The organism is uncultured Pseudomonas sp., assembly GCF_913774235.1.
Classification (GTDB): Bacteria; Pseudomonadota; Gammaproteobacteria; order Pseudomonadales; family Pseudomonadaceae; genus Chryseomonas.
This window is the reverse complement of record NZ_CAJYDW010000017.1, coordinates 43398-64824: the sequence shown is the minus strand read 5'-3', so window position 1 is coordinate 64824 and position 21427 is coordinate 43398. Positions and strand designations below refer to the sequence as shown.

Genomic DNA, 21427 nt, shown 5'->3' with positions numbered 1-21427 from the left:
AATCCTGATGATCTACTGTCAGGCAGACAAAACGACCGCTCGGGCGCATGCTGAAACCTCCGCCAGACATACGGATGGCCGCCGATGAAGACCCTGGAAGATCACCTCAGTCAGTACGCCCGTTATCACCGCGACCCGCGCAATATCGCCAGCCACTTCCCCGGCATCCTGATGATCGTCCTGGCGGTGGCCATCCTGCTGTCGCGTCCGGTCTTCAGCCTGGCCGGCTGGCCACTGTCACCCACGGTACCGCTGGCCGGTGCGGTGGCCCTCTTCTACCTACGTCTGGATCGGCCGTTAGGCCTGCTGATGAGCGTCCTGCTCGGTCTTGCCCTCTGGCTGGGTGCCGCACTGGCGGCCCAGGCCACGGGCGTCTGGCTGACCTGGGGGCTGGGCCTGTTCCTGGTCGGCTGGGCCATCCAGTTCGTGGGGCACCATTACGAGGGGCGCAAGCCGGCCTTTCTCGACGACCTGGCCGGCCTGGCCATCGGCCCGCTGTTCATCGCTACCGAAGCCGTGTTCCTGATGGGTGGCCGCCCGGACCTGCGGCGGACCATCGAAGAACGGGCCGGCCCGGTACGGCGCCGTCAGCCCAGCCGGTAGCGGATCGTCGGGCGGGCGTCGGGGCCATCCAAGGCTACCTGCGCCCGCACGCCCCAGACCTGCTGGATCAGCTCTGCCGTCAGCACCGTGCCCGGGGCGCCTTCGGCCACCAGGCGGCCGTCCTGGAGCACCGCCAGGCGGTCGCAGAACAGCGCGGCCAGGTTGAGGTCGTGGATGGCCAGCACGCAGGTGGCCGGCAAGCGCCGCACCAGGTCGAGGATTTCCAACTGGTGCTGGATGTCGAGGTGGTTGGTGGGCTCGTCCAGCAGGAGTTCACTGGGCTCCTGGGCCAGGGCGCGGGCGATCTGGGCGCGCTGGCGTTCGCCACCGGAGAGGCTATGCCAACGGCGACCGGCCTTGTCGACCAGACCGACCTGGGCCAGGGCACGCTGGCAGACCTCGGCGTCGCGCGCGCTCCAGGCGTCGAGCAGGCCGCGATGGGGCGTGCGCCCCAGGCGTACCACCTCGGCCACCGAGAGATCGGCCTCGGTGCCGGCCTGCTGCTCCACCAGGGCGACGCGGCGCGCCAGGTCGCGGCGGCGCACCTCAGACAGCGGCGTCTTGTCGAGACTGACCGCCCCCTCCTCTGGCCGCCGCAGTCCGGCCAACAACCGCAGCAGGCTGGACTTGCCCGAGCCGTTGGGGCCGAGCAGGCCGAGCACCCCGCCGGGTGGCACCTGCAGGGTCACGCCCCGGAGGATCGGCTGGCCGCCGGCGCTCCAGGCCACGTCCTGCGCGGCGAGACTCATCGGACCTCCCGGGCGCGATAGAGGATCAAGGCGAAGGCCGGCGCGCCCACCAGGGCGGTGACGACGCCGATGGGCAGGGTCTGCTTGGCCACCAGGGTGCGGGCGACGATATCGGCCAGCACCATGAACAGGGCGCCGATCAGGGCGCAGGTAGGCAGCAACCGGCCATGTCCCGGCCCGACCAGGAAACGCGCCACATGGGGGATCACCAGGCCGACGAAGCCCACCGCGCCCACCAGGCTGACCAGGCAGGCGGTGATCAAGCCAGTGACCGCCAACAGCAGCAGCCGTAGCGGCCCCACGGCGACCCCGAGGCTGGCGGCGGCGTCTTCCCCGAAGGCAAAGGCATCCAGCGCCCGGGCGCAGGCCAGGCACACCAGCAGGCCGGCGAGCACCACCCCGGCGGCCAGCCAGACATCCGGCCAGCGCACCCCGGCCAGGCTGCCGAGCAGCCAGAACATCACGCTGCGCGCCTGCTCGGCATTGGCCGCGGTGGCGACGATATAGGCGGTCAGGGCATTGAACAGCTGAGAGGCGGCCACTCCGGCGAGGATGATGCGGGTGCTGCCGCCGCTGCCGAGGAAGGGCAGCACCACGGCGAAGGCCAGCACCGCGCCGAGGAAGGCGCCCAGGGACACGCCAAGCATCCCACCACCGACGCCCAGCAGCATCACCAGCACTGCGCCGGTGGAGGCACCGGCCGACAGGCCCAGCACATAGGGTTCGGCCAGGGCATTGCGCAGCAGCGCCTGAAGGATGGCGCCGGACACCGCCAGCCCCGCGCCACAGCAGGCGGCCACCAGGGCGCGGCTGAGGCGGTATTCCCAGACGATGCCCTGGACGATGCGCTCCACCGGATAGGGCCCCAAGCCGAGGCCGTTGGCGATGGCCTGCAGGCTGGTCAGGGGCGCGATGGGCATCTCGCCGAAGGACGCCGCCAACACCACGCTGGCCGCCAGGGCCAGCACCGCGGCCAGGCCCAGCAGCCAGCGCCAGGGCCGGGCGCCCTCGGCGGCCAGGGGCAGACTCATGGTTGCGGCTTGGCCAGGTCGGCAGCCAGGGCTTCGACGCCGTCCACGACCCGCAGCGAGGGGTTGAGGGTCGCGGCGTCCACCACCAGCAGATGATTCTCGCGCACCGCGCGCAATTCGCGGGTCAGGGGATCGCTACGCAGAAAGGCCAGCTTCTTGTCCACGTCATCGGCCGGGTAGAGACGACGATCCATACGCGCCACCACGAGATAGTCCGGGTCCAGGGCGGCGACGCGCTCCCAGCTCACCGCCGGCCATTCCTCGGCGCTGTCGACCACATTGCGCAGCCCCAGGGCCCGGGCGATCCAGGCCGGTGCGCCGAGATTGCCGGCGACCCAGGGATCGCCCTCTAACCGCGGACTAGAAAACCAGAACAGCACCGAACGCCCCTGGACGCCGGCCGCCTTGGCCTGCTCGCCGGCGGCGGCGATGCGGCGGTCCAGTTCGGCGACCAGATGCTCACCGGCCGGCTGCACATCGAGGATGGCCGCCAGTTCATGTGCCTCGCGAGTCACCAGATTCATGTCGAAGGGCGAGCTGCGGCTGCCGTCGCTGTTGGAGTCGGCGGTGACCGCCTTGCCTTCGCAATCGCTGGGCGCCACGTAGGCGGCGATCCCCAGCTTGGCGAAGCGCGGGAAGTCCGCCACCTCGCCGCCGGGGCCGACGTGATAGGTGTACTGGGCCGCCACCAGGTCCGGTCGGGTGCCGACCACGGCTTCGAAGCTGGGCGCATTGTCGGCCAGGCGCGGAATGCCCTTGCCGGCCTCCTGCAGATCCTTGGGCAAGCCGCCGAACCAGACACCGGTACCCACTATTCGCGACCCTACGCCCAGGCGCAGCAGCAGCTCGGTGCTGGCCTGGCCGAGGCTGACCAGCCGCTGGGGCGCGCGCTCGAAGACCAGGTCACGACCGCAGTTGTGCACGGTTAGCGGATAGGCGGTGGCCGCCTGGGTTGTGAGAGAGGCAGCGGACAACAGGCCGGCGGCGAGCAGCGGCAGAAGATGGCGAAACATGGACTCTCCTTGGGATGACGCGTCCCTTTTGGATGTTGGGTGTCCCCTGGCAAGGTCTGGCTCGCTTCTCTTGAAGCTCACAGTGGCGCGACCGCGCCGGATTCTCACCGGCTTCCCGCCAAGGGATCTAAGGGGTCGCCGAGGGTGAGGCAGCGGCGACCAGGATTCAAGCACTAAATGTTACTTTATAACAATTTCGGATCATACCAGCGCGGCGTATAGACCCATTCACCGCCATCGGCCCGGGGGAAACGCCGGGTATGGCTGGAGCCGAGGATCACCAGGGTGCGCGAATCCACCATCTCGCTGCGCAGGGCACCGAGGCTGGTGTATTCGAGACCGCCACCCGGACGGCCGACGTCGCGGCCGAGGATCACCGGGGTGGTCGCCGGGCGGCAACTGCGCAGGACGTCCAGCGCCCGCTCCAGCTGGTGCGGACGCGCCTTGGAGATGGGGTTGTAGAAGGCCATGGCCAGGTCCGCCGCGGCGGCCTGGCGCAGGCGCTGCTCGATCACCGCCCAGGGCTTGAGGTTGTCGGACAGGGAAATCAGGCAGAAGTCGTGGCCCAGGGGCGCGCCGGCCAGGGCGGCGCTGGCCATGGCCGCGGTGATGCCTGGCAGGATTTCCAGCTCAACCGCCGCCCAGCGCGGATCGTCGGCGCCTTCCAGCACCTCCAGCACCGCGGCGGCCATGGCGAAGACGCCCGGATCGCCGGACGACACCATCACCACCTGGCGCCCGCTGGCGGCCAGTTCGAAGGCATGGCGGGCGCGCTGCAATTCCTCGCGGTTGTCGCTGGCATGGGCCAGTTGGTCCGGGCGCAAAGGGCCGGCCAACTTCACGTAGGTGGCGTAGCCGAGCACGTCCTGGGCCTGGTCCAGGGCGCGGCGCACCACCGGTGCCATGAGCTCCGCCGCACCGGGGCCGAGGCCCACCACGCTAAGGCGCCCGCGGCGTTGGCCGAGAAGATCGATCTCCAGCGGCGCCGAGTGCAGGTACAGGGCGACACCCTCCTCCTGCGCCTGCACCACCGCCTGCCCGGCGAATTCAGGGGTGGTATTATCGACGAAACGCAGTGGCAGCCTCAGGGCGTCGGCCAGTTCAGCCAGGCGCAGGTCGGGCATGTCCTCGGCGCGCGCCAGCAGCACCGCCACGGCAGCCGGTGCATAGCCGGCGCGGGCGAGTCGCTCGCTGACCGCGGCAGCCGTGGCATCGGCGCGCACCGCCACCAGCACGGCGCGGGGATGGATCAACAGGGTGTGGTCGTCAGCGCTGATCATGGGCGAGACCAGGATGCGTTGCCGCGCGCCAGGATCGCGGGCCAGGGGCACCTCCTCCAGCCAGGGCGCCTCGCCCTCGATGCGCACCGGCTCACCGGCCAGCAGATCGGCCACCCGGTGCTTGGCCACGTCGACATCGGCCAGGGCATAGCCGGCCGGCGGATCGAGCAGACAGGTGCCGAATCTCAGTTCGCCACTGGTGGTGATGGCCGGGGCCACCTCCAGCAGCGTACCGAGCTGACGGGCCAGGCAATTGGCGCCGGCCAGGCCACCCAGCAGCGGCACCACGGCGCTACCGTCCTCGGCCACCGCCAGCACCGGCGGCTCGGCGGTCTTGTCATCCAGCAAGGACGCCAGGCTGCGGATGACGATGCCGGCGGCGCAGAGCACCACCAACGGCCGCTGTTGCCGATAGAGGTCACGCAGATGGTCGCCGAAGGCGCTGTAGCTGACATCGCCCTCGACCCGGCCGGCCAGGCCGTGCACCAGGCTGCCTGGCAAGCCGCTCTGCAAGCGGCGGGCGGTGGCCAGGGCGCCGGGACCGAGGATGACGATGGCCGGGCTCAACCCTTCCATTTCACCCCCGGCACCACTACCAGCGAGAAATACGGCGAGGCCATGGGCTCCACCTCGTCCAGCGCGACGATGCGCTGGTTGTCCATGGTGGCGCGCTCGATGTAGCGGGCGCGCTGGTCCAGGCCCAGGTCACGCAGGACCTGACGCACCTTCTCGAAGTTGCGGCCGAGCTTCATCACCACGGCGGCGTCGGCGCTCGCCAGGCGCGCCTTGAGTTCCTCGGCGGAGAGCACCCCGGAGAGCACCGTGAGGGTCTGGTTGCGATAGACCAGCGGCAGGCCGAGCATGGCCACGCCGCCGAGCATGGAGCAGACCCCCGGCACCACCTGGGCCTCGTAGCGCTCGGCCAGGCGGTCGTGCAGGTACATATAGGAGCCGTAGAAGAAGGGATCGCCCTCGCAGATCACCGCCACGTCGCGGCCGGCGTCCAGATGATCGGCCACCTGGGCGGCGGCGGTGTCGTAGAAGTCGGCGATCACCGTCTCGTAGGACAGCGGCGGCGCCAGCTTTTCGGTGGTCACCGGATAGACCAGCGGCAGGCGCTGCTGGCCGTCCTGCAGATAGCCCTCGATGACGCCGAAGGCATTGCCGCCCTGGCCGACGTTAGCCTTGGCCTTGGCGACGAAATAGGCCACTACCGGTGCGCCCTGCAGCAGGCGCAGGGCCTTCAGGGTGATGAGTTCCGGATCGCCCGGGCCGACGCCCAGGCCGAGCAGGCGGCCGGCCATCACTCCACCTCCGTGGCCAGGGCGTTGACCGCCGCGGCGGCCATGGCACTGCCGCCCCGCCGACCGCGGACGATGACGTAGGGCACGCCACGGCTGTCGGCGGCCAGGGCGTCCTTGGACTCCATCGCCCCGACGAAGCCCACCGGCATGCCGAGGATCAGCGCCGGCTTGGGCGCGCCGGCATCGAGCATTTCCAGCAGGTAGAACAGCGCCGTGGGGGCATTGCCGATCACCACCACGCTGCCGGCCAGGTGCGGCCGCCAGCGCTCCAGGGCCACTGCCGAGCGGGTGTTGCCCCGCTCCAGCGCCAGCTCGCGAATGCCCTCGTCGTGCAGGGTGCAGATGACCTGATTATCCGCCGGCAGCCGGGTACGGGTGACGCCCTCGGCGACCATGCGCGCGTCGCAGAGGATGGGCGCACCGGCCGCCAGGGCCGCGCGACCGGCCGCCCCGGCACCCGGGGAAAAGGCCAGGTCCCGGACCACGTCGACCATGCCGCAAGCGTGGATCACCCGCACGGCGAGCTTTTCCAGATCGGCGGGGATGGCCGAGAGATCGGCCTCGGCGCGGATGGTGGCGAAGGATTGGCGATAAATCGCCTGGCCGTCGCGTTCGTATTCAAGCATCACTAGGACTCCGGGCCAGCCAGGCGGCGGCCTCGTCGAGGGATAGTTGGGTGGCGCGCCGCCGGCCCGGACCGGGCTGGGTAGCGTCGCGCGCGAAGAGGTCATAGCGGCCGGGGGCCACCGCCAGCAGGGTGTGGGGGGCCTGGCCGGCCAGGGCGCAACTGCGTGGGCAACCGGAGAGGTGCACCTCGACGTCCGCGGGCAGCTGCCCGGCCAGGCGCAGCGCATCGCCCTTGGTGTCGGCCTGGCCCTTGGCGCAGCCCTGGCTGCCGGTACAGGCGACCAATCGGGCCAGGGGCGCCGCGGCATCGGTGGTCAGCTCCAGGGCAGCCAGCAAGGCGAGCAGCTCGGCTGCCTTATCTACTGGTACATCCGGCAGCAGCAGGCCCTGCCAGGGGGTGAGGTGCAGGTCGCCATTGCCCAGGCGCTCGGCCAGGTCGGCGACCGCGGCCAGGGTCGCGGCTGGCAGTCGACCCAGGGCGGGTTGGGTGCCGACCCAGTGGAAGCCGGCTTGGCGCTGGGGATGGCTACCCAGGCGCCTGGCGGTTTCCGCTGGCGCGCGTGGCTGGCTTGGAGTCGGCAGCAGATCCAGACCGACCAGCAGCTCCTCGACCGGATATTGCGCCAGCAACTGTCGCATGCGGCTCTGCTCGGGACCGGCCAGGTCGAGAAAGCGATGCAGCAGGGTCGCCACCGTGGCTACCTCGTGCCCCACGGGGATCAGACCCAGGGGTGCATCCAGCAGCGTACCGGCCAGGCCGAGCACGAAGCCCTCGGCGCGCGCCGACAGCCAGACATCGTGGGGATGATCGAGCCGCGCCAGGGCTTCGCCGCCGTCCAATTGCAGGGCGAACTTGGCCGATAGCCCATGCAGGCGGCGGTCGCCTTCCAACAGGGCCAGCAGTTCGGCGGCCAGGGGGCGGACGTCCTGCTGCTGTTGCGGATCGCGGCCCGCCGCAGGGCTCAGCAACAGATTGCGCACGTCGTCGGCAGCCGGATCGCTGGGGCCCAGACCGGCGGCTTGCAAGTCAGCGACCAGGGCATCGGCCCCTTCCGGGCGCACGCCACGCAGTTGCAGGTTGGCTCTGTTGGTCAGTTCCAAAACCCCAGTCGCCCAGCGCTCGCTGGCGGCAGCGATGGCCCGTGCCTGGTCTGCCGTTAGTCGTCCACCCGGCAACTTCACCCGGCACAGGCCGCCATCGCGCGCGGGCACGATGCGCAGCAATCCCGGACAGGCCGAGGGCCGCGGGACGGTGGCGGAGGAAGACAGAGGATTCACGGCGGAAGGTCGGGCTGGACGGAGAAAGCCGCTATTATGCCCGCTTTGCCCGACCCCTTGAAAACGCCCGGTCGGCTGACGTTCGATGAGGTTTGTTCATGATCCCCTGGCTGACCGTGGTGGGTATCGGCGAAGACGGCTACCCCGGCCTCGGCAAGCAGGCGCGTCGCGCCCTGCTGGAGGCGCAGGTCGTCATCGGCGGTCCGCGCCAGCTGGCGCTGCTGCCACCCTGCATCCGCGCCACCCGCGAGCCCTGGCCGCAGCCCTTCGCCCTGGCCCCGGTCCTGGACCGGCGCGGTACGCCGGTTTGCGTGCTGGCCAGCGGTGATCCCATGCTGTTCGGCGTCGGCGCGAGCCTCTCGCGCCAGCTGTCGGCCGACGAACTGCAGGTGCTACCGGCGCCCTCCTCCTATTCCCTGGCCGCGGCCCGCCTGGGCTGGCCCCTGCAGGAGGTGGCGTTGCTGTCGGTGGTGGCCCGGCCCCTGGCCGGGGTGGTGCACCACCTGCATCCGGGTGCCCGGCTGCTGGTGCTGAGCAACGACGGCCGCAGTCCCGCTGCCTTGGCCGAGCTGCTGGTGGAGCAGGGCTTTGGCGCCAGCCAGTTGCAGGTGTTGGAACACCTGGGCGGCCCCCTGGAACGCCGCATCACCGGCAGCGCCCAGGCTTGGTCACTGGCCGAAGCGGCAGCGTTGAATCTGGTGGCCATCGAGGTCCTCAGCGAGACCGGTGAGACGGGCCTGCCGCTCACCCCCGGCCTGCCGGACAGCGCCTATCGCCACGACGGCCAACTGACCAAGAGAGACGTGCGCGCCGTGACCCTGGCGCGCCTGGCGCCGCGCCCTGGCGAGCTGCTATGGGACGTGGGCGCCGGCTGCGGCTCCATCGGCATCGAATGGGCGCGCAGCCATCCCAGTTGCCGGGTACTGGCCATCGAGGCCGACGCCGGACGCCAGGCGCATATCCTCCATAACCGCGATCACCTCGGCGCCCCGGCCCTGCACCTGGTGGCCGGCCAGGCACCGGAGGCCCTGACCGGTCTGGCCACCCCGGACGCCATCTTCATCGGCGGCGGCCTCACCGCGCCAGGGGTGCTGGACACCTGCTGGGCGGCCTTGCGTCCCGGCGGTCGCCTGGTCGCCAACGCCGTGACCCTGCAGACCGAGGCCGCCCTGGTGGCTTTCCGCGCACGCCACGGTGGCGACCTGACCCGCCTGCAGGTGGCCCAGGCCCAGCCGCTGGGCGCCTTCGACACCTGGCGTGCGGCGCTGCCTATCACCTTGTTGGAGGTGGTGAAGTCGTGAGTGCTGATCTTGGTCGCCGCTCCCCGAGGGAAGAGAGGGTGATCGGGTGTGTCCCTTCCATACGTGCAGACTGTACGCAGCGCCTTGCCCCCTCACCCCAACCCTCTCCCCGCGGGGGAGAGGGGGCGGTTGGGTGTGTCCCTTCCATCCTTGAAGACTCTGAGCCGCGCACTGCCTCCTTACCCCTGCCCCCTCCCCACGGGGGAAGGGGGGTGGTTGGGTGTGCCCCTTTCATCCTTGAAGACTCTGAGCTGCTCCTTGCCCCCTCTCCCCACAGGGGAGAGAGGGCGGCTAGGTGGTGGGGTGGAAGTCTGGCGTCCGGACTGACGCCTCCTATTCTGCTCTACAGGGAGACTAGCCGTCCTGCTCCCCGACTCGACTCCAGGCACCGCTTTTCCTCCCCTCTCCCTCGGGGAGAGGGGCCGGGGTGAGGGCGCGCCATGCCTGACCAAACCCACGGCGCCCAGCTGGAAGCAACCCGATGAAGATCCTTCTGCTCGGCGGCACCACCGAAGCCCTGGCCATCGCTCGCACGCTGCCGGCCGCGGCTATCTACAGCCTGGCCGGTCTCGGTCGCGTACCCCAGGACCTGCCCTGCCAGGTGCGGGTCGGTGGCTACGGTGGTGCCGCGGGCCTGGCCGCCTTTCTCCACAGTGAAAGCATCGACCTGCTGCTGGACGCCACCCATCCCTACGCCGCCCGAATCAGCAAAAACGCCGCCCTTGCCGCGGCCCAGGCCGGTGTCCCCTGCTGGGCCCTGCGCCGCCCGGGCTGGCAGGCCGGAGCCGACGATAACTGGCGCGAGGTGGCCGACTGGGCCGAATTGCAAACCGCGCTGGCGCCCTTCGCGCGTCCCTTCTTTACCCTGGGGCGCGAACCCCTGGAGCACCTCGCGGAGATCCCGACCCACCAGTTCTGGACCCTGCGCCTGCTCGACGCTCAGCCCGTTGCCGAGCGGGCACGGATCATCGCCGACCGTGGTCCCTTCGCCCTGGAAGCCGAACGCGCGCTGTTTGGCGACGGAGAGTTCGATGTGCTGATCAGCAAGAACAGTGGCAGCGCCGCCACCCAGCCCAAGCTGCAGGTGGCCCGCGAGCGGGGCTTGCCGGTGCTGATCTTGCGCCGCCCCGCCTTGCCCACCGTCGATCGTGAATTCGCCAGCGTCGCCGACCTGCTCGCAGCCCTGACCAAGGAAACCCCATGACCGTCCATTTCATCGGCGCCGGTCCCGGCGATCCCGACCTCATCACCGTCAAGGGCCAGCGGCTGATCCGCCAGTGCCCGGTGATCCTCTATGCCGGCTCCCTGGTGCCGCCCGCGGTGCTGGAAGGTCATAGCGCCGAGACGGTGATCGACACCGCCAGCCTGGATCTCGACACCATCGTCGGCCACCTGGCCGCCGCCCATGCCCGCGGGCAGGACGTGGCCCGGGTGCACTCCGGCGATCCCTCGCTGTACGGCGCCATCGGCGAGCAGATCCGCCGCCTGCAGGCGCTGGGCATTCCCTACGAGATCGTCCCCGGGGTGACCGCCACCGCCGCCTGCGCCGCGCTGCTGGGTTGCGAACTGACCCTGCCGGGGGTCAGCCAGACAGTGATCCTCACCCGCTACGCCAGCCGTACCGCCATGCCGGAGGGCGAGGCCCTGGCCGACCTGGCCCGCCACCGCGCCACCCTGGCCATCCATCTCGGCGTGGGCCAGCTGGAGCGCATCGTCGCCGACCTGCTGCCGTACTACGGCCCCGTCTGCCCGGTGGCCATCGTCCACCGCGCCAGCTGGCCGGACCAGGACAGCGTCCAGGGCACCCTGGCCGACATCGTCGAACGGGCCCGCGACAAGGACTTCCGCCGCACCGCGCTGATCCTGGTCGGCGAGGTACTGGCGCCGGGGGACTTCAGCGATTCCAAGCTGTACAGCCAAGGATCAGAGTAAGCCTTTATTGATGAGCAATATAAAAGTCCAGCGAAAATAAACTCGGAGCAAGACTTAATAATTATTGATCAACCGCATCAATATCGACTGATAACTATATAATAGGGAACAGCAGGGCATAGGTACTCATCGACCAACCACCAATACCGGAGAACCATCGTGCAACGCAACTATCAACTCAAATATTTACTGACAGCCATAGCAACTAAGACACCGACCATGACCCCAGCAGCAATTTCTACTCGAGTGTGACCCATACGTTCACGCACCGGCCGGTAACCAGAGGATCCAGCCGCCAGCCTGTTAAGAATAACAGCCTGCCTTCCTATTTGCCGACGAAGACTGGCAGCATCAAGAATAACAATAAAAGCCAGCGCAATAGCGACACCAAAGGAAGGACTCCCAATGCCCTCCTTGAAAGCGATAAGCGCGGCCATGCTACTTACTATCGCACTGTGATTACTCGGCAACCCGCCATAGCCGACTAGCCCAAAAGCAAGTTGCTTGGCCTTGAAACTATTGATAATAAATTTTGACGTTCCAGCAACAAGCCATGCCAAAAATGGTGTAAGAGCATAAGAGATGACCATGATTACCCCTGCACCGGCCAAAGCATCCAACCACATGCAACCACCCAAAGCACAACTGTAAGTAATAGCTGCCAGTCAGCGAACAGCGCATCTGTAGGCGACTCACCACCATCAAGAGCCTCTACTACGAACCAATAACGGAATAAGCCAAACAAAACCAGCGGAATCGTAACCACCAATTCAGGCTTGGCAGACATTACGAACATGCTATAAAAAAGTAATGCTCCAGTTGCTGACATTTCCGCATAGCGATCCACGAGTGATGCGGAGTATTTCTCAAGCACCTGACGCCCTTCACTACCACTCTTACTGAGTTCCTGGCGACGCTTCACGGCGGCCAGATACAAAGCCAAACAAAGGGTAGTGATAAACATCCAAGAGGAAACAGGAACATCCAATGCCATGGCACCCGCATAAACGCGCAACACAAAGCCTATAGCAATGACAAATATATCGACCACTGGCTGATGCTTGAACACAAAAGTGTAACCGACATTCAAAATCAAGTAGAAAGCAATAACACCTATAACTTTCGGAGCAACAAACCAGCCCAGTACCAAAACGCCATATAACACCACGAGCAAAATCGTAGCAGCGAATTTAGAAACAATCCCACTCGCCAAAGGCCGGGTTTTTGATTTTTTTGGATGTCGACGATCTCGCTCGATATCGTGCATATCGTTAACAACATATGTTGCCGACGAAGCAACACAAAATAGAACCATTGCCGACAACGCGTGACCAACGGCTCTAGCATCCAAAAAAAAGCCGGCAAAAACTAATGGCGCCAGAACAAAACCGTTCTTTACCCACTGCTTGGGCCGCATCAACTTGACTAGCCCTAGCACCTGCGCTAGAAGCGAGCGCCGCATTACGGTATCATGCATCTTTCTTTGACCTCAGTGATATCATCAATGTCTACAACTAGGTTGGCTATCAGCTATGCCATTTTCGCATTAATCTCGACTGCAGCAAATATCGGCGCTCAAGAGCTAGTCACCCGCATGTACAGCGGCGCTCTTCAGCTTCCATCGTCGATTTTTTTTGGAACATCAATAGGCCTCCTTGTCAAGTACATTCTTGATAAGCGATATATTTTTAAATTCAAGACACTCAACACATCTCATGACACTCAACTTTTTGCTCTATACACCATCATGGGACTGGTGACAACCATGATATTTTGGGGCTTTGAGTATGGCTTCCACTTGATCTTCGAGTCCAAGAAAATGCGCTATTTTGGCGGCATTATTGGGCTTGCAATAGGCTATTTTATCAAGTACCACCTAGACAAACGGTTCGTCTTCTGCAAGAACTCCATATGAATATAGCTAGCTCTTGGGGACGACTGAATGCGTCCCCTCATCGCATAGTAAGACTAAGCGACCCATTTACGACTAAAGAACTCGTTTGCCATACAACTCACCCAGGTGTAGCTCATGGCATGGGGCGCAGCTACGGCGATGTTTGTTTAAACCCAGAGGGTACGCTTTGGGTTACAACTGGCCTAAACCACCTCATCGGTTTCGATGAAAAAAATGGGCGCATTGTATGCGAGGCCGGTGTCACATTACGAGACATACAGCTATTTGCTATTCCACGCGGCTGGATTTTACCCGTCACGCCAGGTACTCAGCTGGTAACCGTAGGCGGAGCGATTGCCAATGACGTACACGGCAAAAATCATCATGCCGTAGGTTCTTTTGGCGATCATTTAAAAAGCCTTTCTTTAATCCGAACCGACGGTGAAGTTATCCAATGCAGCCCGACTGAACGACCGGACTGGTTTGCTTCCACTATCGGCGGCATGGGCCTTACCGGTATAATCACTCAAGCTGAAATTCAGTTAAGGAAGGTAGGCAGTCCCTGGCTGCATACGGAGACAATCCCCTATTCAAACCTAGATGATTTTTTCCATCTCGCAGATGAATCCGAAGCAGGATGGGAATATACCGTATCGTGGATAGACTGTATCAGTGGCAGCAATGGTCGCGGCCTGTTCATGCGTGGAAATCACACTGGAATAGTCGAACGCCCAATTCCTAAAAAGCGCAGCATAACTATACCTATAGTACCCCCCATATCCTTAATCAACAGGCTATCACTACGTCCTTTCAATACAATGTATTATCATCTCAAAAAAAGACAAGCAGGGACATCCATTACGTATTATGAGCAATTTTTCTACCCGCTAGACAATCTTCTGCAATGGAACCGACTGTATGGCCCAAAGGGATTCTTTCAATATCAAAGCGTTGTGCCTCGAGACATAGGTAAAGATGCAACGCAGGCCATGTTAAAGGAAATTGCACGATCAATGAGTGGTTCTTTCCTAGCTGTTTTAAAGACCTTTGGTGACCGCCAACCACTAGGCATGCTGAGTTTCCCACAGCCGGGGGTAACATTAGCAATGGACTTCCCGAATCTTGGAGGGATAACGCATAAACTATTTGATCGCTTAGACGCCATTGTGCGTGAAGCTAATGGCCGTATTTATCCAGCAAAAGATGCTCGAATGCCTAGGGAGCTTTTTGAGGCAGGCTTTCCTCGCCTGGATGAATTCAAGAGATATCGTGACAGTGGCATAAGCTCCAGCCTATCGCGCCGCCTAATGGGAAGCTAAATGATCAGCAAGAAAAAAATCGTAATTATTGGTGCCACCTCAGCCATCGCCGAACAATGCGCTAGGCTATGGCTGGAAAAACAGCACCTTGACCTTATTTTGGTTGGACGCGACGTGCAACGCGTCGAACGAGTAGCAAAGGATCTTCGGGTACGCTGTCCAGAATCAGAGATCCAAGTCGTCAAAGCAGATTTTTTGGATTCAGTAGCCATAACTGCTACAGCTGAAAATATTGCACAGTCAGGCCGAATAGATATCGTATTGATCGCGCATGGGTCGCTTCCTGACCAAACCGAATGCCAATATGATCTTAAGGTTTGCCGTAGTGCACTAGAAATCAATGGGCTATCACCTGTCCTTTACGCAGAAGCCTTTGCTAAAGAGATGGAAAAAACTGCCTACGGTACTATTGCCTTAATAAGCTCCGTGGCAGGCGAGCGGGGACGCAAATCTAATTACATATATGGAGCAGCCAAAGGATTGGTCACTCGCTATGCTCAAGGAATGCAGCACCGCTTTGCAAGCACAGGGGTGAAAGTGATATTAATCAACCCTGGCCCAACAGATACACCAATGACAGCCCACCTAAAAGACAAAGGCGCCAAACTAGCGTCCGCTGAAGATGTAGCAAAACAGATTATCGAAGGCTTGGAGTCAGGAAAATCCGTCATATACACCCCAAAGAAATGGCGATTAATTATGTTAATCATACAACACCTGCCAAACTTTATTTTCAATAAAATCAACATATAGAGCAAGTTAAAATGAGGCCACATTATTGTGACGTGTTGATAAAAAAAACGATCCTCATAGCTATCCTTTTGATCGCTGCAATAGACCTCTACGCAGTAAAAGGGCTTTATGCCGACGGATCATTCTTTCTCTACAACATCCTCTCAAGAGAAGCATACTGGGATTTTGATCACCCCAGAGCCTTTGCTCAAATAGTAACTCAAACACCCATTATAATCGGAATCAAACTAAATATAAAAGACATCACAAGCCTGATATACATATATAATTTTGGAGTTATAGGAATCCCAGCGCTCGTCTGGCTTCTAGCCTTAGCTCAGCACTTAAAATCGAGTCACTTCTGGACCCTACTTATCGCATTTTCTGCAACCTATCTTTCCTCTGGTTTTTTTGCTATAGGTGAGTATAATTTAACATATGCATTATCTGCCTACTGCTTCTCAACTTTAATAAAGGGCAGCCTTAACCGCACAGACTCAATCTTGCTTATTTTGTCTGCGATATGCCTTACAAGATCCTACGAAGCCATGATCTTCATAGGACCAGTCCTTTTTGCTCTTGCAGCGATCAAACTGAACGAGACCGCACCTAGCATTAACACACGAAGCAAACTCACTTTATTCTTCTTGCTTTTCCTTTTCTCAGCCGCTGTAACAGTCTCGGCCTCTTCCATGCTATACCCAAGAGATCCCGCGAATTTAGCAGCAGCAGGGAACATATTAAGCACAATAAAAAATAAACAATTTATATTTCTAATTTTATTAACCACAACCTACTTCATAAACCAAATACCCCTGCAACAAGCAAAACCTCTTACCATCTTGCTATTTTTAGCAACCGTCATTTTAGTCATCACAAGCCAACAGCCTTGGAACTCACCAAGCATGAACTACACATTCAGATCAGCTTCAGGTCTAATTTTGTGCTACGTTTTCGCTGCAACACTTGCGATTGACATATATAAAAAATATAGAAATTACTCATTACCGCAAAGCAAAACCAAATTTACGGCAACTATATCGCTGATCGCTTTCGCGCCACTTTATTTCGTATCCACCACCCATTCCATCGACTTTTCCAATTGGATCAAGCGTTTTGAGATAGAGGCGCAAGCAGCTTCAGGATGGTCCCCCATCGACGAATTCAAACTGCTCGCCCCTTATAATGGGTATAATTCCTTCAGCTGGCCTTGGACGAACCCTTCTCTGAGTATACTTTTAAAGGGAGACAGTACAGGCGGCATTTTGAACAGCAAAGCTTATATAGGCTGGCAGCCGTTCACACCTGAAGAACTACAAAACAAAAGAATCAATTCTTTTTTAAAAAAAAGCGAACTATTTATAATTAAATAGCACCACCTTATAAGGTCAACTCTATGCGCCTATTTATGGACCAGCTATGACGTAGCTATCAATAGCTGTGAGTCACCCAGACACTACACGACATTAGCAGGTTGCTGATACAACATTAAAACTAACAGCGGACGCATCAATCCCATGGCATGTTACGCCCGCCATTGCCGAGGAAAATTTAAACAGTATCCGGGACTAATAGATCATGACAGATCACCCTTGGCCTAGCGGTATGGGGTAGGCAAGCAACTCTCGAAGTATGGAGCAAACTGCAAATATTCCTGCCCTCAGCAAGTTTGAAGATGAGAGCTTTCTCTATTGAGCGCTCAACACAATCTATTTGCAGGCAAAAGAAGCCCTAATACCCCGCCCCACCCTCGCCCCCACTGACGATGGCCACCCCCGAACTGGTCCCCAGCCGCGTCGCGCCGACCGCCAGCATGGCCAGGGCCGTAGCCCGGTCGCGCACCCCACCGGACGCCTTGACGCCCAGCTCAGGCCCCACCTCCTCACGCATTAGCCGCACGTCTTCCAGGGTCGCGCCGCCGTGGCCGAAGCCCGTCGAGGTCTTGACGAAGGCCACCCCGAGGTCGCGACAGATGCGGCAGGCCTGGCGCTTCTGGGTGTCGTCGAGCAGGCCGGTCTCCAGGATCACCTTGAGCGGCACCGCGCCACAGGCGGCCAACACCGCGGCGATGTCGGCGGACACCTCGTCCAGCAGGCCATCCTTGAGCCAGCCAAGGTTGAGCACCATGTCAATCTCCCCGGCTCCGGCGGCGATGGCCTGCTCGGCTTCGAACGCCTTGGCCGCGCTCAGCCCGGCGCCCAGCGGAAAGCCCACCACCGCGCAGACCTTGACCGGGCTGCCGGCCAGTTGCTCGGCCGCATAGGGCACCTGGCCTGAATTCACGCACACCGAATAGAAGCCATGGGTCATGGCCTCGGCGCACAACTGAGCGATACGCACGCGACTGGCGTCGGCGGCGAGCAGGGTATGATCGATATGGGCGGCGAGCGAAGGGGCATCGGGCTGCATGGAAACCTCCAGGGGTGAAGGCTGCAGTATGAACCCCGCCCCCGGTCACGGCGACCGGGGCCAGGCATCTTGGAGCCTTTTCATAATCTCGCGAGCTAGAGACAAACAAGGCGAAAGGCCTGAGGAAGCGGAGTTTACGAAGGGTAAATGAGCATTCCGAAGGCCTTTTCAACGCAGTTTGGCCGACGCGCAGCAGATTATGAACAGGCTCCTAGTGGAACAGCTCGGCAATGAACACCGCACCGATGAAGGTGCCGAAGCCGGCGGTGAGGGACACCACCACGATGCGCCAGCCCAGGCGGCGGAAGGCCGGGATGTCCTTGGCGATGGACAGGCCGGCGAAGGCCAGCATGGGGGTGATCACCGCCAGCACGCCGACGGTATTGGAGGCGGCGGTGATCTGCGGCGCCAGCGGGCACCAGGGCGAGGTGAGGAACATGGCCACCAGCGACACCCAGCACACCGCCGGCACCTTGCGACGGAACAGCTGGCAGAGCAACTCGCCGATGAAGGCCGCGCCGATCATCAGCGCCACCGCGGTAAGGGCGGCAGCCGGCAGCGCCTTGGTCGCCACGAAGGTGCCAAGCAGGGCCAGGCCGGCCGCGGCGAACCAGGCGCTCAGGCGTCCCGACCACCCCAGCTCCACCGGCTCGTCCACCACCGTCTGGTCCACTGCGCTCTGGGCGAAGGAGGCCTTGGTGGTCCGGCCGATGCGCGGCTCCAGCACTCGATAACCCCAGACCGCCAGCGGCAGGGAGATGAACAGGGTGAAATAGGTACCCAGGGTGGTGGTGATCAGGTTGGCCGCAGCGGCCAGGGCCATGACCTCCTTGGCCACCTCGGGGGTCTGCTGGGCCGCCACCGCACCGGCCGCGGCGGCCATGATGCTACCCGAGCCGATGCCGGCCCCCATGGCCAGGGAATAGGGGTGAAAGATGTTCAGGCTGGCGATGAAGCCGGCGACGATGGCCATGAACACCGCGCCGATCAGGGTGCCGGTGAGGTATTCGGCGAGTACGCCGCGGCCTTCCGGGGAGTCCATGCCGTAGCGTTCACCGATGATCGCCAGGCTCGGTTCGCGCCCCACCGAGAAGGTGGCGCCGATGGCCTCGCGCTTGATGCCCAGCAGCAGCGCCACAGGGAGCCCGAGCAGGATGGTGCCGACGAAATGGCCCAGCTCCTGGAAGGCCAGCGCCCAGCCGGCGGCGATCACCGTGGGCAAGGAACCACCCACCACCAGGCCGAGCTTGGCGATGAAGATCAGCAGGGCGTACTGCAGGATGGCCGCCGAGCGCACCTGGGCGCTGCGGCTGACACTCAAGCCCTGCGGCAGACGCTTGCTGGCCAGGCCAACGGCGGCGCCCAGCAACAGCGCCCAGATCATCGGCAGCAGCACCACCTTGCCCGGCCCCAACGGGATGCTGACCGAGCCGATCAGCTCGGCGATCAGCAGCACCAGCGCCGCCCAGAAATAGAGTTTCACGGTATCGCTGACAGCACGGTCCTGGCCGACGGCCAGAGTCGGGTTGGCGCTCATTCTTCCCCCTGCGGCCCACTCGCGGGCTCGGTTGTAGGTATGGTTGGCAGACGCGAGCGGCGAGGCCCGCTGGGCAGAAAAGGGCTCCGCAAGGGAGCGTGACCCGGTCGTTCTAGGTGCCTGGTCGAGGGCGCAGGCGTGGCTTACCGGAAGAGGGAGCCCACGGCGTCAACAGCGTCTCGCTCGGGGTTTTCCAGGGTTCCGGGGCACTGCAGCGCGGCCCTCGTCCAGGCCGGTGCAGCCGTGGTCTTGGCCCGAGTATGGACAGCGGCCTGTTCTCTCTCCAATACTGGAAACAGCCTTTTCCGTTGCCTTTACGAGAACACAAGGATGCGTGGAATTCACGAACAGCGCCTGCATTACTTCGTCGAGGCCGTGCGCCTGGGTAGCGTGCGCGCTGCCGCCGACGCCCTCGACATCGCCCCGTCCGCGGTCAGCCGGCAGATCGCTCAGGTCGAGGCCGAACTGGGCGTCGACCTCATCGAAAGACACCGCCGCGGCATCACCCCGACCGAGGCCGGCCAGCTCGTCCTGGACTACTTCCGCCAGCGCCAGACCCAGCTCGACGGCCTGCGAGACGCCATCGCCGACCTCCAGGGCCTGCGCACCGGCAACGTGGTGCTGGCCATCGGCGAAGGGTTTATCGGCGACCTGTCGCATACCCTGGGGGACTTCTCCGCGCGGCATCCGGAGATCGAGGTCAGGGTCAACGTGGTAGGCACCAACGAGGTGATCCGCCAGGTAGTGGAAGACGAAGCGCATCTGGGACTGGTGTTCAATCCGCCGCGCGATCCGCACCTGCGGGTACACGGCAGCCGGCCGCAGCCGCTCTATGCGCTGGTGGCCCCGGCGCATCCGCTGGCCAGGACGCAGGGTCCTGTGAGCCTGGACGAACTGGCGCGGCACCGCCTGGCGCTGCCAGAGATTTCCTACGGCATTCGCCAGATGCTCGACGCCGTGGAGCAGGCCGCCGGCCAGCGCCTGGCACCGACCCTCACCTGCAATACCTTCGCCCTGCTCAAGCACTATGCACGCGAAGGCGGCGTGACCCTGCTGCCGCTGTTCGCCGCCACCCAGGAGCTGGACAGCGGCGCCCTGCACGCCCTGCCCTTGGCCGATCCGGGCTTCGCCCGCGCCCACGTCGAGCTGGTCACCCGCCTCGGGCGCAAGCTCAGCCGCGCCGCGGACGAGCTGCGGACCAGCCTGGTGCAGCGGATGACCGCCTTTCGCTGAGCGCTCAGCGGACCCGTTGCAAGGGTTTTTAGGCCGGCAACTCCTGCCGCACCAGCTCCGCCCACAGCCTGACCGCCGGCTCGATGATGGCGTCGTTGAAGTCATAGGCCGGGTTGTGCAGCGGCGCCGAGGGCTGGGCGCCGTCGACGCCCAGCCAGAGATAGGCCCCGGGACGTGCTGCCAGCATGAAGGCGAAGTCCTCGGAGGCCATGGACGGCGGTACCCCGTCGCTGACCCGTTCGGCCCCAAAGGCCTTCACCGCCGCCTTCCGCACCCGCGCCGCCTGGGCGGGATGATTCTGGGTCACCGGGTAGCCCCGGGTGAATTCCAGCTCGCCGCGCACGCCCTGGGCCAGCGGCGCCTGGGCGACGATCTCGCCGATCAGCCGCTCGACCTCGGCGCGCACCGCGCCATCCAGGCAGCGCACCGTCCCCCTGAGTCGCGCCACCTCGGGAATGACATTGATCGCCTCCCCCGCCTCCATCATGGTCACGCTGACCACTGCGGACGCCAGCGGCGAGATCCGCCGGGCGACGATGGTCTGCAGCTGCAGGATCAGGTCCGCGGCGGCAACGATGGGATCGCGGCCGCGCTCGGGCATGGCCGCGTGGCAGCCCTTGCCGGTCAGGGTGATGGCGAAGGTGTCCAGCGAGGCCATCATGGCCCCCGGATTGACCACCACCTGGCCGGCCGGCAGTCCCGGCCAGTTGTGCAGGCCGTAGATGGCGTCCATCGGAAAGCGCTCGAACAGGCCGTCCTCGATCATCCGCTGGGCGCCGCCGAGATTTTCCTCGGCGGGCTGGAAGACGAAATAGAGGGTGCCGCGGAAGTCACGGTTTTCGCTCAGATGGCGGGCCGTGGCCAGCAGGATGGCGGTATGGCCGTCATGGCCACAGGCGTGCATACGTCCGGCCGCGGTGGACCGATGGGGGACGTCCCCCACCTCCTGCATCGGCAGGGCGTCCATGTCGGCGCGCAGCCCCAGGCTCGGACCCTCGCCGTGGCGCAGCACCCCGACCACCCCGGTGCCGCCGAGGCCGCGATGGACCTCCAGGCCGAAACCTTCCAGCAGTTCGGCTACCCGCGCCGCGGTGCGGTGCTCGGCGAAGCCCAGTTCAGGATGGGCGTGGAAGTCGCGCCGCCAGCTGCGGGCATCGTCCAGCAGGGATTGGTGAATGGTCATCC

21 protein-coding genes and 1 riboswitch are annotated in these 21427 nt (G+C 63.2%); of the genes, 9 read left to right on the top strand and 12 right to left on the bottom strand.

Features of this window, described 5'->3' with window-relative positions:
* Nucleotides 1-84 precede the first annotated feature (84 nt).
* A complete protein-coding gene (locus QZ471_RS17365; protein ID WP_295466079.1) occupies nucleotides 85-603 on the top strand; it encodes an Mpo1-like protein in 519 nt (172 codons plus the stop codon).
* Here QZ471_RS17365 and QZ471_RS17360 read toward each other — a convergent pair.
* From QZ471_RS17360 to cobG, 7 genes are all read right to left on the bottom strand, one after another.
* Complete coding sequence (locus QZ471_RS17360) at nucleotides 588-1352, bottom strand: ABC transporter ATP-binding protein (protein ID WP_295466078.1); 765 nt, start codon at nucleotides 1350-1352, stop codon at nucleotides 588-590. The genes QZ471_RS17365 and QZ471_RS17360 overlap by 16 nt on opposite strands.
* On the bottom strand, nucleotides 1349-2383 hold the full coding sequence (locus tag QZ471_RS17355) for an iron ABC transporter permease (RefSeq protein WP_295466076.1): 1035 nt from the start codon (nucleotides 2381-2383) through the stop codon (nucleotides 1349-1351). The genes QZ471_RS17360 and QZ471_RS17355 overlap by 4 nt, the downstream gene beginning before the upstream one ends.
* Nucleotides 2380-3396, bottom strand: a complete 1017-nt coding sequence (locus tag QZ471_RS17350) for an ABC transporter substrate-binding protein (RefSeq protein WP_295466074.1) — start codon at nucleotides 3394-3396, stop codon at nucleotides 2380-2382. The genes QZ471_RS17355 and QZ471_RS17350 overlap by 4 nt, the downstream gene beginning before the upstream one ends.
* Before the next feature lie 30 nt (nucleotides 3397-3426).
* Nucleotides 3427-3575: riboswitch (cobalamin riboswitch) on the bottom strand.
* Nucleotides 3576-3581: 6 nt separating this feature from the next.
* Entirely contained in the window at nucleotides 3582-5252 is a 1671-nt protein-coding gene (gene cobJ / locus QZ471_RS17345; RefSeq protein ID WP_295466072.1) for a precorrin-3B C(17)-methyltransferase, read from the bottom strand.
* On the bottom strand, nucleotides 5240-5980 hold the full coding sequence (locus QZ471_RS17340; RefSeq protein ID WP_295466070.1) for a precorrin-2 C(20)-methyltransferase: 741 nt from the start codon (nucleotides 5978-5980) through the stop codon (nucleotides 5240-5242). Before QZ471_RS17340 ends, cobJ begins: the two co-directional genes overlap by 13 nt.
* Entirely contained in the window at nucleotides 5980-6606 is a 627-nt protein-coding gene (locus QZ471_RS17335; protein ID WP_295466068.1) for a precorrin-8X methylmutase, read from the bottom strand. Before QZ471_RS17335 ends, QZ471_RS17340 begins: the two co-directional genes overlap by 1 nt.
* Nucleotides 6599-7885 (bottom strand): precorrin-3B synthase, encoded by a 1287-nt coding sequence (cobG, locus tag QZ471_RS17330; RefSeq protein ID WP_295466066.1) that lies wholly within the window; start codon nucleotides 7883-7885, stop codon nucleotides 6599-6601. The genes QZ471_RS17335 and cobG overlap by 8 nt, the downstream gene beginning before the upstream one ends.
* Nucleotides 7886-7983: 98 nt before the next feature.
* On the opposite strand from cobG, the gene cbiE reads away from it, so the two are divergent.
* From cbiE to cobM, 3 genes are all read left to right on the top strand, one after another.
* Nucleotides 7984-9186, top strand: a complete 1203-nt coding sequence (cbiE, locus tag QZ471_RS17325) for a precorrin-6y C5,15-methyltransferase (decarboxylating) subunit CbiE (RefSeq protein ID WP_295466064.1) — start codon at nucleotides 7984-7986, stop codon at nucleotides 9184-9186.
* A 481-nt stretch (nucleotides 9187-9667) separates the two neighbouring features.
* Nucleotides 9668-10390, top strand: a complete 723-nt coding sequence (locus QZ471_RS17320) for a cobalt-precorrin-6A reductase (protein ID WP_295466062.1) — start codon at nucleotides 9668-9670, stop codon at nucleotides 10388-10390.
* Nucleotides 10387-11118 carry a precorrin-4 C(11)-methyltransferase gene (cobM, locus tag QZ471_RS17315; RefSeq protein ID WP_295466060.1) on the top strand — a complete coding sequence of 244 codons (732 nt, stop codon included), beginning with the start codon at nucleotides 10387-10389 and terminating at the stop codon, nucleotides 11116-11118. Before QZ471_RS17320 ends, cobM begins: the two co-directional genes overlap by 4 nt.
* Before the next feature lie 173 nt (nucleotides 11119-11291).
* On the opposite strand, the gene QZ471_RS17310 is transcribed toward cobM, so the two are convergent.
* Nucleotides 11292-11708 (bottom strand): divergent PAP2 family protein, encoded by a 417-nt coding sequence (locus QZ471_RS17310; RefSeq protein WP_295466058.1) that lies wholly within the window; start codon nucleotides 11706-11708, stop codon nucleotides 11292-11294.
* Between the two features lie 2 nt (nucleotides 11709-11710).
* Nucleotides 11711-12595, bottom strand: coding sequence for a decaprenyl-phosphate phosphoribosyltransferase (locus tag QZ471_RS17305; RefSeq protein WP_295466056.1), 885 nt, complete (start codon nucleotides 12593-12595; stop codon nucleotides 11711-11713).
* Here QZ471_RS17305 and QZ471_RS17300 point away from each other — a divergent pair.
* Genes QZ471_RS17300 through QZ471_RS17285 form a run of 4 tightly spaced genes read left to right on the top strand, consistent with a single transcriptional unit; the run spans nucleotide 12590 to nucleotide 16436 of the window.
* On the top strand, nucleotides 12590-13033 hold the full coding sequence (locus QZ471_RS17300) for a GtrA family protein (protein WP_295466054.1): 444 nt from the start codon (nucleotides 12590-12592) through the stop codon (nucleotides 13031-13033). The genes QZ471_RS17305 and QZ471_RS17300 overlap by 6 nt on opposite strands.
* Nucleotides 13030-14331, top strand: coding sequence for an FAD-binding oxidoreductase (locus QZ471_RS17295; RefSeq protein WP_295466052.1), 1302 nt, complete (start codon nucleotides 13030-13032; stop codon nucleotides 14329-14331). The genes QZ471_RS17300 and QZ471_RS17295 overlap by 4 nt, the downstream gene beginning before the upstream one ends.
* On the top strand, nucleotides 14332-15084 hold the full coding sequence (locus QZ471_RS17290; protein ID WP_295466050.1) for an SDR family NAD(P)-dependent oxidoreductase: 753 nt from the start codon (nucleotides 14332-14334) through the stop codon (nucleotides 15082-15084).
* Nucleotides 15085-15095: 11 nt separating this feature from the next.
* Entirely contained in the window at nucleotides 15096-16436 is a 1341-nt protein-coding gene (locus QZ471_RS17285; RefSeq protein WP_295466048.1) for a hypothetical protein, read from the top strand.
* Between the two features lie 358 nt (nucleotides 16437-16794).
* On the opposite strand, the gene deoC is transcribed toward QZ471_RS17285, so the two are convergent.
* Nucleotides 16795-17472: a deoxyribose-phosphate aldolase gene (gene deoC, locus QZ471_RS17280; protein WP_295466046.1), complete on the bottom strand. Its 678-nt coding sequence runs from the start codon at nucleotides 17470-17472 to the stop codon at nucleotides 16795-16797.
* A 211-nt stretch (nucleotides 17473-17683) separates the two neighbouring features.
* Complete coding sequence (locus QZ471_RS17275; RefSeq protein ID WP_295466044.1) at nucleotides 17684-19009, bottom strand: DUF3100 domain-containing protein; 1326 nt, start codon at nucleotides 19007-19009, stop codon at nucleotides 17684-17686.
* A gap of 330 nt (nucleotides 19010-19339) precedes the next feature.
* On the opposite strand from QZ471_RS17275, the gene QZ471_RS17270 reads away from it, so the two are divergent.
* Entirely contained in the window at nucleotides 19340-20242 is a 903-nt protein-coding gene (locus tag QZ471_RS17270) for a LysR family transcriptional regulator (protein ID WP_295466042.1), read from the top strand.
* A 28-nt stretch (nucleotides 20243-20270) separates the two neighbouring features.
* Here the strand turns inward: QZ471_RS17270 and QZ471_RS17265 are convergent, their stop codons facing one another.
* Nucleotides 20271-21425 carry a M20 aminoacylase family protein gene (locus tag QZ471_RS17265; protein WP_295466040.1) on the bottom strand — a complete coding sequence of 385 codons (1155 nt, stop codon included), beginning with the start codon at nucleotides 21423-21425 and terminating at the stop codon, nucleotides 20271-20273.
* Between the last annotated feature and the right edge of the window lie 2 nt (nucleotides 21426-21427).

What these genes read in the sequence shown, in the direction of transcription:
- QZ471_RS17365 (WP_295466079.1), top strand. Translation starts at nt 85, where the DNA reads ATGAAGACCCTGGAAGATCACCTCAGTCAGTACGCCCGTTATCACCGC.
- QZ471_RS17360 (WP_295466078.1), bottom strand. Translation starts at nt 1,352, where the DNA reads ATGAGTCTCGCCGCGCAGGACGTGGCCTGGAGCGCCGGCGGCCAGCCG.
- QZ471_RS17355 (WP_295466076.1), bottom strand. Translation starts at nt 2,383, where the DNA reads ATGAGTCTGCCCCTGGCCGCCGAGGGCGCCCGGCCCTGGCGCTGGCTG.
- QZ471_RS17350 (WP_295466074.1), bottom strand. Translation starts at nt 3,396, where the DNA reads ATGTTTCGCCATCTTCTGCCGCTGCTCGCCGCCGGCCTGTTGTCCGCT.
- cobJ (WP_295466072.1), bottom strand. Translation starts at nt 5,252, where the DNA reads ATGGAAGGGTTGAGCCCGGCCATCGTCATCCTCGGTCCCGGCGCCCTG.
- QZ471_RS17340 (WP_295466070.1), bottom strand. Translation starts at nt 5,980, where the DNA reads ATGGCCGGCCGCCTGCTCGGCCTGGGCGTCGGCCCGGGCGATCCGGAA.
- QZ471_RS17335 (WP_295466068.1), bottom strand. Translation starts at nt 6,606, where the DNA reads ATGCTTGAATACGAACGCGACGGCCAGGCGATTTATCGCCAATCCTTC.
- cbiE (WP_295466064.1), top strand. Translation starts at nt 7,984, where the DNA reads ATGATCCCCTGGCTGACCGTGGTGGGTATCGGCGAAGACGGCTACCCC.
- QZ471_RS17320 (WP_295466062.1), top strand. Translation starts at nt 9,668, where the DNA reads ATGAAGATCCTTCTGCTCGGCGGCACCACCGAAGCCCTGGCCATCGCT.
- cobM (WP_295466060.1), top strand. Translation starts at nt 10,387, where the DNA reads ATGACCGTCCATTTCATCGGCGCCGGTCCCGGCGATCCCGACCTCATC.
- QZ471_RS17310 (WP_295466058.1), bottom strand. Translation starts at nt 11,708, where the DNA reads ATGGTCATCTCTTATGCTCTTACACCATTTTTGGCATGGCTTGTTGCT.
- QZ471_RS17300 (WP_295466054.1), top strand. Translation starts at nt 12,590, where the DNA reads ATGCATCTTTCTTTGACCTCAGTGATATCATCAATGTCTACAACTAGG.
- QZ471_RS17305 (WP_295466056.1), bottom strand. Translation starts at nt 12,595, where the DNA reads ATGCATGATACCGTAATGCGGCGCTCGCTTCTAGCGCAGGTGCTAGGG.
- QZ471_RS17295 (WP_295466052.1), top strand. Translation starts at nt 13,030, where the DNA reads ATGAATATAGCTAGCTCTTGGGGACGACTGAATGCGTCCCCTCATCGC.
- QZ471_RS17290 (WP_295466050.1), top strand. Translation starts at nt 14,332, where the DNA reads ATGATCAGCAAGAAAAAAATCGTAATTATTGGTGCCACCTCAGCCATC.
- QZ471_RS17285 (WP_295466048.1), top strand. Translation starts at nt 15,096, where the DNA reads ATGAGGCCACATTATTGTGACGTGTTGATAAAAAAAACGATCCTCATA.
- deoC (WP_295466046.1), bottom strand. Translation starts at nt 17,472, where the DNA reads ATGCAGCCCGATGCCCCTTCGCTCGCCGCCCATATCGATCATACCCTG.
- QZ471_RS17275 (WP_295466044.1), bottom strand. Translation starts at nt 19,009, where the DNA reads ATGAGCGCCAACCCGACTCTGGCCGTCGGCCAGGACCGTGCTGTCAGC.
- QZ471_RS17270 (WP_295466042.1), top strand. Translation starts at nt 19,340, where the DNA reads ATGCGTGGAATTCACGAACAGCGCCTGCATTACTTCGTCGAGGCCGTG.
- QZ471_RS17265 (WP_295466040.1), bottom strand. Translation starts at nt 21,425, where the DNA reads ATGACCATTCACCAATCCCTGCTGGACGATGCCCGCAGCTGGCGGCGC.